Consider the following 13,581-nt stretch of genomic DNA (forward strand, 5'->3'; position numbering starts at 1 on the left):
GCCGTAAGAAAGATTAACACTTGTTCCACCAACTTATCACCCCCCTTCATTAGGAAGGTTGGGTACATATCATACCCTTGTACTAATTTTAAATAAACAAACAACAGAATACAACCTACTATATGACCAAAAAAAGGAAATTTACATGATAAGTGGTTAATTTGAAAGTAGATTAGTGAACATTTTCCGTTCCCACACTACTCCCAACCTCTCTCCTTTCTGACCTCTTCACGTTTCTCGCCCAATCAACTAAAACAGCCTTTTCTTAAAATAACCACCATCAATGTTATTCACATGTCTACACATAACAAAATCGCACAGATAACTGTGCGATTTGTGTGAAGACCAAGATGATCATTTCATTCTATTCATTCATACCGCCATCTAACCTTGCCTCAATCTTTGCCTTTTCCTTATTAGGTGGCATTAGACTAACGATTGTATCGCCTTTACCTGGAACAGTTCGCATTTCTTCAGAATAATATTTAATCTGACCAGACGGTTTTATTAGATACAAGAAAACTGTTTCTTCATCTTTGTCCTTCAAATATTGTTTATAGCTAAATTGCTCTGTAATCGTTGTTTGACGGAAAACATATCCTTTTTCGATTTTTTCAATTAAATCATCTAAGCTGACTTCTTTTTTGAATAATACTCTGCCGCCTACTTTAGAAACGATTTCTTTCGAAGTGCCATACTCCCTATTATACGGACTTACTTTAAAGACATTTGTTCTACCATATTCAGGCATAAATGTTGTACATACGAGCGCATTATAGGAGTTACTTGTCGTAGCTGCTATTAAATACTCATATGGTATGGTGTCCAAATTATATTCTGTTTGCTCTGAAAGCACATCTTCATGATAAAACGGAATACCAGATTCACGTGCTGCTCTTAATCTTTCCCAAGAATTATCCACGATAACTATTGGAACATTCGCTTTAGCTAATGATTTTGCTAGTTCAACTGTAAAGTCGTTACTTCCTACAATAATCGATCCTGGTCGACCTTCCATAGAAAGATTCAGCTTTTTAGCTAACCAGCCAATAGAAAATCCATGTGCTAATACCGTAAAGAATACCAACCCAAATGTTAATGTTGTTAAAATGGCTGCATCCTCATATCCAGCCTCTGTTAGTATGCTAGCAAAGTAGCTGGAAACAGTCAGCGCAACAATACCCCGAGGCGCAATCCATCCAACTAAAAATTTCTCATTTGTCGTAAGCCCACTTCCTATCGTAGATAAGAAGATAGATAAAGGTCTAACTGCAAACATCATTAGTAAGACATAACCAATAATATTAGGGTTAAATATGTGAAGTAATGTGTCCATTTGTAAAGAGGCAGTTAACATGATAAAAATTGCTGAAATCAATAATATCGTAATATTCTCTTTAAAATGACGCATATCAGAAACAGAGCTTATGCCCATATTCGCAAGCGTTATCCCCATTGCAGTTACAGATAATAAACCTGTTTCATGCATGATCTCGTCTGCGAAGGTAAAACACAAAATAACTACTACAAATACAACTGGTGATTTTAAGAATTCAGGAACATGGCCTGTCTCAAACATCCAGCCAATACCACGACCACATACCCAACCAAATATTCCTGCAAATATAGAAGCCGCGAAGAACAGGAGCAATGCAGACCCATCCGGATTACTCGATGTAAAATAAGCGATAATTTCAAATGCAAATACAGCAAGTAGTGCCCCAATTGGGTCTACAATAATTCCTTCCCATTTTAAAATCTTAGCTGGCCTTGGCTTTAGTTTTGATTGACGAAGCAATGGCATAATTACGGTTGGACCTGTTACGATGAACAATCCACCAATAACAAATGCTACTGCCCACGATAAACCTGCAATATAATGCGCTGTTAAGGATCCTAATATCCAGGCGATAAATGCACCAACAGTCGAAATACGAAATACAGGTTTACCTAGACCTCGTAATTCCTTAAAACTTAAATTTAAACTTCCCTCAAAAAGAATAATTGCAACCGCTACAGAAATAATAGAACCATATAGCCGTCCAAAGTCTTCTTCAGGATTAATAATTCCTAAAATCGGTCCTACTAATAATCCTGTTACAGACATAACGACGATTGCCGGCATACGGTAGCGCCAGGCTAGCCATTGTGATCCAATACCTAATAGACCGATAAGCATAATTTCGAATAATAATGACGGAACCATCTGATGCCCCCTTATAATGTATTGTATAAATAGAACGTCCAATTTATTGTAGGACAATAATTTTCTCAAATATAAAGACATTCTAAATGTGAAAGCACATATTGTAAACTAGTTTATCTCAGAAATTTCACGTACAACGTAATAACACTGTAAAATCGTTGTAATTTCAAGCTTCTAACGCAAAATGTCAGAACTGTCTTTTTTTGAATTGACACGGAACTGTTTAGCTTGTAAGATTGTTTTTGCTTGTTTATATTTCAGAAAAATTATATAAATTTTAATAAAATAGTCAGTTTATCCTAGAATAAACGAATTCGTTATAGTATCTAACTAATTGTTTGAATAATACATCTACAGCCAAAGGAGAACTCATCTTGAATAAAGACATCTTCATCATTGGATTTATGCTTTTCGCATTATTTTTCGGAGCTGGAAACTTAATTTATCCCCCCACCTTAGGGATCGAATCTGGTACCTCTTATTGGGCTGCGATTGCTGGTTTTATACTTACAGGTGTTGGTCTACCAATTATTGCTATTACGGCAATCTCCTTTTCAAAAAGTGATGTGAGAGAACTTGCAGATCGTGTACATCCTCTATTTGGACTTATTTTTACATCGGTAGTTTATCTTGCTATTGGACCTTTTTTCGGAATACCTCGCGCAGCAACAGTGGGTTATGAAATGAGTGCAGTACCGTTCACTGGTGATTCAAATCTGTCACTGTTTATATTTACAACCGTTTTCTTTGTGCTTGTATTTTTAGTAAGTCTTAACCCATCTAAAATGGTTGATAGGATTGGGCAAATTTTAACGCCCATACTATTATTAGGAATTTTTGGATTATGTATTGGAGGTTTTTTCCTATTACAAAATGGACTTGAACCCCCGAGCGAGAAATATAGTAATGCTGCCTTTTTTACTGGATTTGTTGAAGGCTATTTAACAATGGATGCAATTGCCTCGTTAGCTTTTGGTATTATTGTAGTTAATGCATTTAAAGATCGAGGAGTAACTAGTCAAAAGAAATTGGTATTATCTACACTGAAAGCCGGAGTGGTTACTGGTATTGCTTTAACGATTGTTTATACATCTATCGGTTGGATAGGTGCAGAAATGGCTACAAAAGGTTCTTATAACAATGGTAGTGATATTTTATCAAGTGCAGCAAACATTATCTTTGGGAATTTTGGCTCGTTATTATTAGGTGTTATTGTCACACTTGCTTGCTTCACTACATCCGTTGGGTTAGTAGTAGCCTTAGGACAATTCTTTACGCAAATTACGAATCTATCCTACAGATGGATCGCATTAATCGTAACAATTGGAAGTTATCTTATTGCAAATCAGGGGTTAAATACAATTATTAATTACTCTGTTCCTGTTCTTGTATTTATTTATCCAATTGCCATTGTACTCATCATGTTAACGTTTATGCATCGATTATTTGGTGGCGCAACCTCTGTATACCGTGGAGCCATAATTCTGACAGCAGTAATTAGTTTTTATGACGGTCTTGCTGCATTCGGAATAGAAATGGCAAATGTAACATCCGTGATGGAGAAGCTCCCACTATTTAATATCGGACTAGGTTGGCTAGTTCCAGCGTTATTTGGTGGTTTGATCGGATGGTTGTTTAGGAAAAAAGTGAATTATTAACATGTTGTTAGATCCATCCTGTTGGGTGGATCTTTTTTTATGAATAGTATAGAGCGTTCCTTTCCAGTGTTGCGAAATGACAAATTCACCAAAACCTATGCATTATATTTCCATTTTCCGACAAGCGACTGTCTCAAATTACAATTTTAAAAGATTCTACCAATCCTACAAAAATATATGGTAGGATTAGATGGAGAAAGGAGTATAGATATGATTGCCGAACAAGAAAAAATATTACAAACTTACTTTGGCTATGAGTCATTCAGGCCAGGTCAAAAGGAAGTTATTGAACATATATTACATACAAGAAATACATTAGCTGTCATGCCTACTGGTGGGGGTAAATCTTTATGTTATCAAATACCGGGACTTTCACTAGAAGGAACTGCGATTATCATTTCCCCATTAATCTCACTGATGAAAGACCAAGTTGATGCCCTTCAAGCACTAGGAATCCCAGCTACTTATATTAATAGTTCACTCTCTCCAGAAGAACAGCGTACCCGTTTATCAGATATAGAAGCAAGGCGATATAAGTTTGTTTATGTTGCTCCAGAACGGTTCGATTCTTCTATATTTGTAAATATAATTAGAAGAATTCCAATTGCCTTAGTTGCTTTTGATGAGGCACATTGTATCTCGCAATGGGGACATGATTTTCGTCCAAGTTATCGCTCGATTGTTCCGCAGCTTAAACAAATAAGAAACATTCCGGTTTACGTGGCATTAACCGCTACAGCTACTGAAGAAGTTATTTCTGATATTCAATTGATGTTAGATATTCAGCCGGACCAAGTTATCAACACTGGGTTTGAACGAGAAAATCTCTCTTTTCATATTATAAAAGGGAAGGATCGGACAAGCTATATTCGCTCCTTTCTAGAGGAACATAAAGAAGAGTCTGGCATTATTTATACCGCAACAAGAAAACAAGCCGATGCTTTATACGACCAATTACAAAAACGAGGCATTGAAGTTGCCAAATATCATGCTGGAATGTCTGAAAACGCTCGGAAACAAGCACAAGCCGCTTTTATTCATGATGAAAAGACACTTATGATTGCTACGAATGCATTTGGAATGGGGATAGACAAATCGAATGTAAGATACGTTATCCATTATGCCATGCCAATGAATATCGAATCATACTATCAAGAAGCAGGTAGAGCTGGACGTGATGGCGAGGCTAGTGATTGTATCTTATTATTTTCTCCTCAAGACATCCAGTTGCAGAAATTTTTAATCGAGCAATCGTTGATGGATGAGGCGGCAAAACAGAATGAATACCGTAAGTTACAAGCAATGGTTAATTACTGCCATACACAAGGGTGCTTATCGACCTTTATTTTGGATTATTTTAATGACACCTCTCTCAAGCAAAATTGCGGCAGATGTAGTAACTGTGTAGAACGGTTAGAAAAAATGGATATTACGGAAGAAGCACAAATGATTTTATCTTGTGTGAAACGAATGGGTGAGCGCTTTGGCGTTGGTATGACAGCAAAAGTACTCAAGGGATCGAAGGATAAAAAGATTAAAGATTTTAATTTAAACACCATCTCAACGTATGGGATCATGTCGGCATATACGGAGAAGGAACTGACAGAGCGAATTCACTTTTTAGTTGCGGAACAAATACTTGCGACAGAAGAAGGAAAGTTTCCAACGCTAAAACTGAACCAACAATCGGTGGATGTATTAAAAGGGAAGCTGTCCGTTACTATGTATACAGCACCGATACCAACTAGTGAAGAAGCTGATTATCAAGAAGATTTATTCGCTACATTACGAAACTTACGGAAAAAGCTTGCGGATGAAAAGAATGTACCTCCATACGTGTTATTTTCTGATGTGACCTTGAAGGAGCTCAGTCGCTATTTCCCTGAGACGAAAGAGGATATGCTAGAGATCAAAGGTGTTGGAGAGAAAAAGTACGAACAATATGGAGAAGTGTTTTTGCGTGTCATTCAAGAATGGCGGAAAGAAAATCCTGATGTGAAAACGAAAATTAGAATTAGCGATTCCCCTGCGCCAAAGCGAAAAAAGAATACCGACGACACACCAAGTCATATTACTAGTTACAAGATGTTTCAGTCTGGTAAGGCAATCAAGGATATTGCTACGATAAGAGAAATCACAAAATTGACAGTGGAAAATCATTTATTTAAAGCATTCCAGGAAGGATATCCGATTGCTTGGAATATCTTTTTCAATGATGAGGAAGAAGCTACTATCTTAGCTGCACGGGAAAATATTAAAGAACCTAAATTGAAACCTTTAAAAGAAGCTTTGCCAGAGGAGTATGATTACACAAAGATAAAAGCTGTTTTGGTGAAGAACGGATTAATGTAGATACGTTTGAATTCTGATAGGTGATTTGCCCTTCATACACGGAATAGCTATCAAAATATCATAATAAAAGCAGGAGAATATATAAAAATTCCCCTGCTTTTTTTCGTGGATCACCTTACTTATTTATTTTTCACATCTAAAGCCCAAGTTCCGCTACGGAATACTGCTTCGCTCGTTCCATCAGCTTTAACACCATCGATGTCCAGTTTTTCAGAACCAATCATGAAATCAACATGTGTTAAGCTATCATTTACACCATGCTTATCTAACTCTTCCTCACTCATACCAGAACCATCCTTAATATTTGTAGGATATGCCTTACCAAGTGCGATGTGAACAGATGCATTTTCATCAAATAAAGTATTATAGAAAATTAATCCGGATTGAGATACTGGTGACTCGTGTGGTACAAGTGCAATTTCACCTAAACGTCTCGCCCCTTCATCCGTTTCCAATAAATGCTTCAGTGTATCTTCACCTTGTTCCGCTTTAAAATCAACAACCTTCCCATCTTTAAAGGTTAACGTAAAGTTGTCAATTAGACTTCCACCATAGTTTAAAGGCTTCGTACTAGAAACTGTACCATTTACACCATATTTATGAGGCATAGAGAATACTTCTTCTGTAGGCATGTTTGGATTAAAGGTAATGCCTTTTTCAGAAACAGCAGATCCACCTTTCCAAATGTGGCCTTCTGGAAGTTCCATTTCTAACTCTGTACCAGGCGCTTTAAAGACTAATTTCTTATAATTTTTGTCATTTAATATTTCACGTGCAGTTTTCAGTGTTTCATTATGTGCATCCCAAGCTGCGATGGGATCTTCTTGATCCACACGAACAATTTTCACAATTGCTTCCCAAAGACTTTCGATTGCATCTTCACGCGTCTTGTCAGGGAAAATCTTTTGTGACCATTCTCCCGTCGGAATGGAAATGATTGACCATGTAATTTTGTCATTCATCGTATATTTACGGAAATTCTTCATCGCTTGCGCAGCCGCTTTGTTTGCTTTCGCTACACGTGTTGGATCAATATCTTTTAATAAATCCGGATTGGTCGAACGGATATTTAATACCGCAGCTCCATCCTCAGCAAATGTATCATGAAGTTTTACTTTCCACTCTGGATAATCAGCAATTACCTCATCCGGAGCATTTTCATATTTTAACAAGGTTAATTCATCATCTACCCAATTAATATGTACGTCCTTTGCTCCTATTTCATATGCCTTACGAACAACCATTTTCGTAAATTCTGCACCCTCAAGTGGAGCATTAATCATTAGTGCTTGTCCTTTTTGTAAATTAACGCCAGTGCGTAATGCTAATTCTGCGTATTTTTCTTGTGTTTGTTGAGATACCATTGATAAACCTCCATTAAAATTATTTCGTATACCGTTATTATTCCACAAACAAGTAAATTTTCCAACTAACTTTTCCTAATTGTGCAAAGTTTCTATCGCTGCTCGATCTTTGTACTATTTTACACGTTAATAGGGTTGTGCTATTATAAAATAAAGAGTTACTTTTTGTAAGTTATTATACTTGAACGATCCTTCGACTAACGAGGTGAAAATGATGAGTGATTTATGTCCACGATTTGAAAAAGCGATGCAGCTAATCAGCAAACGTTGGGTTGGCCTAATATTGTCAGAGCTTCTACATGGCAAAAAACGGTTTTCTGAAATGGAAGCTGATTTGCCAATTAGTGGAAGATTACTCTCTGATCGGTTAAAAATGCTCGAAAAAGAAGGCATCGTTGAACGTAATATATATTCCGAATTCCCAGTTCGAATTGAATACTCCTTAACAGAAAAAGGAGAAGCATTAAAACCAGTCATTCAAGAAATCCAAAATTGGTCTGATGTCTGGATCACTGCAGAAGAAGTAAAAGATCAAGCAATCAAAAAATAATCTTCAGAGGGCTGTTTACAAACAGTCCTCTTTTATATTTTACCTTTCATAAACTGCAAAATCGCATTTGCAGCCACACGACTTGTCATGTTTCGAACATCAATAGTTGGATCTATCTCCACGATATCCATCGCCATGACCTCGTGATATGTTGCCGCTAAAAAGATCCCATCTAATAGGGTATAACTATCCATCCCACCTGGCCCAATTGCTGGGCACCCTGGAGCAAAGGCTTGATCAAGTACATCCATATCAAGAGAAATATAAATAACATCAACTTGTTGTTTTAATCGCTCAACCTCTTGTCGTAAAATTTCTCTTACTCCACTGTGATGCACATCCGCCATCGTATATACAACAACGCCATTCTCTTTCGCATAATTATGATATGCCTTTGCATTAGTAAAATCACGAATACCGATTTGTACTAAATTTTCCCCTTGTATAATCTTATCCTCCAATAATCTACGAAACGGGGTCCCATTTGTTGGACCTCCATCTTCCGTGTTTCGTAGATCATGGTGAGCATCAAACTGAATGATGCCAACTGATTTATACGTTTCCGAAAATGCTTTGATAGCTGCATAGCTTACAGAATGATCGCCCCCAAGCATGATCCAATTTTTTGCTGCTCCCGTTGCATAAATATCGGTTAGCCCCTCCTGTAATCGTTGCTGATTTCCTATTATGTCAGTCGGATCCATATATAAATCACCGAAATCTAAGATTGGTTTTGATAACTCTGCTTCCGTTTCCCCTGAATAATTGGTATAGCTTTGCATTGCACTACGAATCGCTCCTGGGGCAAACGATGCTCCTGAATGGCTGATAGATGATTTGGATAAAGGTAATCCCACCAAGCCAAATTCCTCATGTTTACCATGTCGCCATGGTTTTAATAAATCCTTTGCTTTTGTTGTGTACCGATCTTTAAAAATAGCTTCTCCAGCAGGCATTAAGTGACGGATCTTAGTCATCGAATCTCCTGCCTTTGAAATAAAACATTCCCATTTTTAATAACCGTATTTACATGGTTTACACCATAGTGATACGGAATATACATATAGTTTGGCGCATCCCATATAACAATATCCGCTTTTCTCCCAATTGTTATTGATCCCGCTTCATTCCCTCGTCCAATGGCATGTGCGGCATTTACGGTTACAGCATGCCAAATTTCTTCAGGAGACATTTTTAGCTTTAAAGCTGCGATTGACATAATTAACTGCAAATTCTCTGTAACACAGCTACCCGGATTAAAATCAGTTGAGATAGAAACGGCTGCACCTGCATCGATCATCTCACGTGCTCTTGCATACGTCTCTTTTCCGAGGTAAAAGCTAGTACCTGGTAAAATAACACCGATTGTATCAGAATTAGCAAGCTGCTTAATACCTTCGTCTGAGGTAACAGCTAGATGATCCCCACTTATTGCACCAACTTCTACCGCTAGTTCTGTTCCACCTAATGGATCGATTTCATCTGCATGAACTTTTACTCTAAAGCCTTTTTCTTTTGCCTTTTGTAAATACCTTCTCGATTGTTCCACCGTGAATACGCCCGTTTCTGTGAAAATATCTACAAATTCTGCTAGGTTTTCTGATTTAATCTCATCAAACAAATCAGCCATATGATCAAGGAAAGCATCCGGATTATCTTTGTAGCTCGGAGGAATTGCATGTGCACCAAGGAAAGTCGAGACAAGATCTAATGGATGTTTATCACTCACCTCTTTAGCAACCTTTAACTGCTTAAGTTCTGTCTCTCGATCTAAGCCATAACCACTCTTTGCCTCCATTGTTGTAATACCATGCATGGCCATCCGATCTAAATGAAATAACGCTTTATCAACTAATTCTTCGTGAGTTGCTTCTTGTGTCGATCGAACTGTTGATAATATTCCTCCGCCCTGTTTTAAAATATCCAGATAAGGTACTCCTTTTTGTTTGAGTGCCATTTCTTTCTCTCTTGATCCACCAAATACAAGGTGTGTATGAGGCTCAACAAGTCCTGGTGTTACTAGTTTTCCATGAGCAGATATTACTTCATCTGCTTCTACCTGATCCGTCTCATCCATTGCACCAATCCAGGCTACTTGATTTCCTTTTATTCCAAGGGCTGCATCTTCCCAAACAGTTAAGTCATTCATGTCAGCACCTCGTACAGGTCCTTTCTTATCCATTGGAAGTAGTTGCCCAATATTTGTAATTAGAATATCGACTTGCATACTCCTCTCTCCCTCCTATTTTTTCATTGGTATGGTAATATCATGTGTTTCAGCAAATTGGTTTGCTGTTTCATAGCCTGCATCTGCATGACGTATAATTCCCATTCCTGGGTCTGTTGTCAATACTCGTTCTAATCTTTCCTGGGCTAAATCAGTTCCATCAGCAACCGCTACCATGCCAGCATGTAAGGAATATCCCATTCCGACACCGCCTCCATGATGGAATGATATCCAGGAGCCTCCTGCAGCCGTATTGATTAATGCATTTAACACCGCCCAGTCCGCAACCGCATCACTACCATCCTTCATTCCTTCTGTTTCACGGTTAGGTGACGCTACCGAACCACAATCTAAATGATCACGACCAATAACAATTGGTGCTTTTAGTTCCCCTTTTCGTACTAATTCGTTTATCGCAAGCCCCATCTTCACACGCTCTCCGTAACCTAGCCAACAAATTCGTGAAGGCAAACCTTGGAAGGAAATACGCTCTTGGGCCATTTCAATCCAGCGAAGCAATGCTTCATTTTCTGGAAAGAGCTCTTTGATTAGTTGATCTGTTCGATAAATATCTTCTGGATCACCAGATAAAGCTGCCCAGCGAAATGGTCCTTTTCCTTCACAAAATAACGGACGAATATAGGCGGGAACGAATCCTGGAAAATCAAACGCATTTGAAACTCCTTCATCTTGAGCAACTTGTCGGATATTGTTTCCATAGTCGAAAACGATCGAACCTCTTTGTTGATATTGGAGCATAGCATCTACATGTTTCGCCATACTTTGTTTGGCTAACTTGACGTACATATCCGGATTGTCTTCTCGTAATTCTTCCGCTTCACGAACAGAATATCCCACTGGAATATACCCATTCAATGGATCATGTGCTGATGTCTGATCGGTTACAATATCTATTGGAGTATTTTTTTGAAGCAACTGGTGATGAACTTCGGCTGCATTTCCGAGCAGTGCAATAGATAGCGGTTTTCCTGCCTCTTTTGCTTCATTTGCTAGTTTTATAGCTTCATCAATGCTTTCGGTCATGACATCACAGTATTTTGTTTGCAACCGTTTGTCGATTCTAGTACGATCCACTTCAACGGCGATGACGACTCCCTCGTTCATCGTAACTGCAAGTGGCTGTGCCCCTCCCATACCGCCAAGTCCTGCTGTTAAAGTGATCGTCCCTCTTAAAGAGCCCCCAAAATGCTTCTTTGCTACTGCTGAGAAAGTTTCATAGGTTCCTTGTAGAATTCCTTGGGTACCGATATATATCCAACTTCCCGCAGTCATTTGTCCATACATGATTAAGCCCTTTTTATCAAGTTCATGGAAGTGATCCCAGTTTGCCCATTTTGGTACTAATACAGAATTTGATAGAAGTACACGTGGTGCATGCTTGTGGGTTTTAAAAACGCCTACTGGTTTTCCTGATTGAATAAGCATTGTTTCGTCGTTTTCCAAATTACGTAATGTCTTTTCAATGGCATGGAATGCTTCCCAATTTCGTGCAGCTTTGCCAATCCCACCATAGACGACGAGCTCTTCTGGTTTTTCCGCAACTTCCGGATCTAAGTTGTTATAAAGCATCCGTAGTGCCGCTTCCTGTTCCCAACCCTTACACTCTAGCTCCAATCCTTTTTTTGCTCTAACATCAACTTTGCTCATGCATAACCCCACCTTTATTTAATCGTATTTGCGTGTTACTATCCTCTTCTTCCTTTAGCCATCTGGTAAGCTTTTCGATGTCGGTTGAAAATACACGATCCTTCGTAATACTCGGAACTATTTTACGTGCTAGTTCATAAAAGTCCCGTGTCCTACTTGCCATCTGTTTAATTCCTCGATATTCAACCGCTTGTAGCGCACAAATTAATTCAATAGCAATTACTCTTCTCGAATTTTGCAGCATTTGTAAAGCATGTCTAGCTGCAATTGTCCCCATACTTACATGATCCTCTTGATTTGCTGATGACGGAATGGAGTCTACACTCGCTGGATGTGCTAATGTTTTATTTTCCGAGACAAGCGATGCAGCACTATATTGCATAATCATCGCGCCTGATTCAAGTCCAGGATTAGGACTCAGAAAGGCGGGTAAATCATTTAATTGAGGATTTACTAACCGCTCAGTCCTTCGTTCAGAGATGTTCGCTACTTCGGCGATACCAAGTTTTAAAAAGTCCATCGCAAATGCAATTGGCTGTCCATGGAAGTTACCGCCTGAAATTACTTTATTCTCTTCCGAAAAAATAAGCGGATTATCGGTTACAGCATTGATTTCCGTTTCTAGCTTTTCTTTTGCATAGTGCACTGTTTGCCAGCATGATCCTAAAACTTGTGGGATACATCTTAAGGAATACGCGTCTTGCACCCGAAGTTGACCTTGATTTGTAGTAAGATCACTATCTATTAAAATTTGTCGGATTCTTTTAGCTACTTCTACTTGTTCATGATGTCCACGTACCATGTGCAGATCATGATCAAAGGCGTCCATAATCCCTTGTAATCCTTCTAATGTTATTGCTGCTACCATCTCGGATTGATAGAGAAGTTTTTCCACTTCGAGATACGTAACAACACCAGTTGCTGTCATTGCTTGCGTTCCGTTTATTAACGCTAAACCTTCTTTTGCCTTTAATGTGATCGGATGAATTCCTATAGAAACTAATGCCTCGCCAGTTTCCATCCGTTTTCCACGGTATATCACTTCTCCCTCACCTAATAAAGCCAACGCTAAGTGAGATAAAGGTGCTAAATCACCGCTTGCTCCAAGCGATCCCTGCTGCGGTATAACTGGATGTATACCTGCATTCAAGTATTTAATTAATTGCGTAACTAACTCAGGTCGTACCCCAGAGTAACCTTGTGCTAATGCATTTGCTCTTAATAACAGCATAGCTCGGACAATGTGTTCTGAAAAAGGCTCACCGACACCACATGCGTGGGAATAGATAAGATTTAACTGTAATTTATCTAAGTCACTTTCTTCGATAATCACATCACTAAACTTTCCAAAACCAGTGTTAATCCCATACATTGTTTGCTTATCTGTAAGCAATTTTTCTACGGTTTCCCGATTTTTTTGTATGTTTTGAACCGATTCATTGGCTAATACAACTTCCTCATTGTGATACACAATCTGCTTCACATCGTCTAACGTTAATGTAGAACCAGTTAACATAATCATTTATACGCACCTCCACAATATTGCTTTACTAAGT

General features: G+C 38.4%; 9 protein-coding genes. 3 read left to right on the plus strand and 6 right to left on the minus strand.

Translation table 11 applies throughout. The features are described from left to right. Positions 1-364: 364 nt before the first annotated feature. Positions 365-2,206: a cation:proton antiporter gene (locus tag ACFSTA_RS09635; RefSeq protein WP_377556416.1), complete on the minus strand. Its 1,842-nt coding sequence runs from the start codon at positions 2,204-2,206 to the stop codon at positions 365-367. A 371-nt stretch (positions 2,207-2,577) separates the two neighbouring features. On the opposite strand from ACFSTA_RS09635, the gene brnQ reads away from it, so the two are divergent. After that, on the plus strand, positions 2,578-3,864 hold the full coding sequence (gene brnQ / locus ACFSTA_RS09640) for a branched-chain amino acid transport system II carrier protein (protein ID WP_377556472.1): 1,287 nt from the start codon (positions 2,578-2,580) through the stop codon (positions 3,862-3,864). Positions 3,865-4,074: 210 nt separating this feature from the next. After that, positions 4,075-6,216: a DNA helicase RecQ gene (recQ, locus tag ACFSTA_RS09645; RefSeq protein ID WP_377556417.1), complete on the plus strand. Its 2,142-nt coding sequence runs from the start codon at positions 4,075-4,077 to the stop codon at positions 6,214-6,216. A gap of 119 nt (positions 6,217-6,335) precedes the next feature. Here the strand turns inward: recQ and ACFSTA_RS09650 are convergent, their stop codons facing one another. Next, the gene (locus tag ACFSTA_RS09650) at positions 6,336-7,580 is read right to left on the minus strand and encodes an aminopeptidase (RefSeq protein WP_377556418.1); all 1,245 of its coding nucleotides are present in this window, start codon (positions 7,578-7,580) and stop codon (positions 6,336-6,338) included. Between the two features lie 214 nt (positions 7,581-7,794). On the opposite strand from ACFSTA_RS09650, the gene ACFSTA_RS09655 reads away from it, so the two are divergent. Next, positions 7,795-8,130, plus strand: coding sequence for a winged helix-turn-helix transcriptional regulator (locus tag ACFSTA_RS09655; protein ID WP_377556419.1), 336 nt, complete (start codon positions 7,795-7,797; stop codon positions 8,128-8,130). 32 nt (positions 8,131-8,162) lie between these two features. Here the strand turns inward: ACFSTA_RS09655 and hutG are convergent, their stop codons facing one another. Genes hutG through hutH form a run of 4 tightly spaced genes read right to left on the minus strand, consistent with a single transcriptional unit; the run spans position 8,163 to position 13,547 of the window. After that, positions 8,163-9,107 carry a formimidoylglutamase gene (gene hutG, locus ACFSTA_RS09660; protein ID WP_377556421.1) on the minus strand — a complete coding sequence of 315 codons (945 nt, stop codon included), beginning with the start codon at positions 9,105-9,107 and terminating at the stop codon, positions 8,163-8,165. Further along, a complete protein-coding gene (gene hutI, locus ACFSTA_RS09665; protein WP_377556422.1) occupies positions 9,104-10,357 on the minus strand; it encodes an imidazolonepropionase in 1,254 nt (417 codons plus the stop codon). Before hutI ends, hutG begins: the two co-directional genes overlap by 4 nt. A 15-nt stretch (positions 10,358-10,372) precedes the next feature. Continuing rightward, complete coding sequence (gene hutU / locus ACFSTA_RS09670; protein ID WP_377556424.1) at positions 10,373-12,025, minus strand: urocanate hydratase; 1,653 nt, start codon at positions 12,023-12,025, stop codon at positions 10,373-10,375. Continuing rightward, entirely contained in the window at positions 12,012-13,547 is a 1,536-nt protein-coding gene (hutH, locus tag ACFSTA_RS09675) for a histidine ammonia-lyase (RefSeq protein WP_377556425.1), read from the minus strand. The genes hutU and hutH overlap by 14 nt, the downstream gene beginning before the upstream one ends. Positions 13,548-13,581: the final 34 nt, after the last annotated feature.

The organism is Ornithinibacillus salinisoli (assembly GCF_042684965.1).
GTDB lineage: Bacteria > Bacillota > Bacilli > Bacillales > Amphibacillaceae > Ornithinibacillus > Ornithinibacillus salinisoli.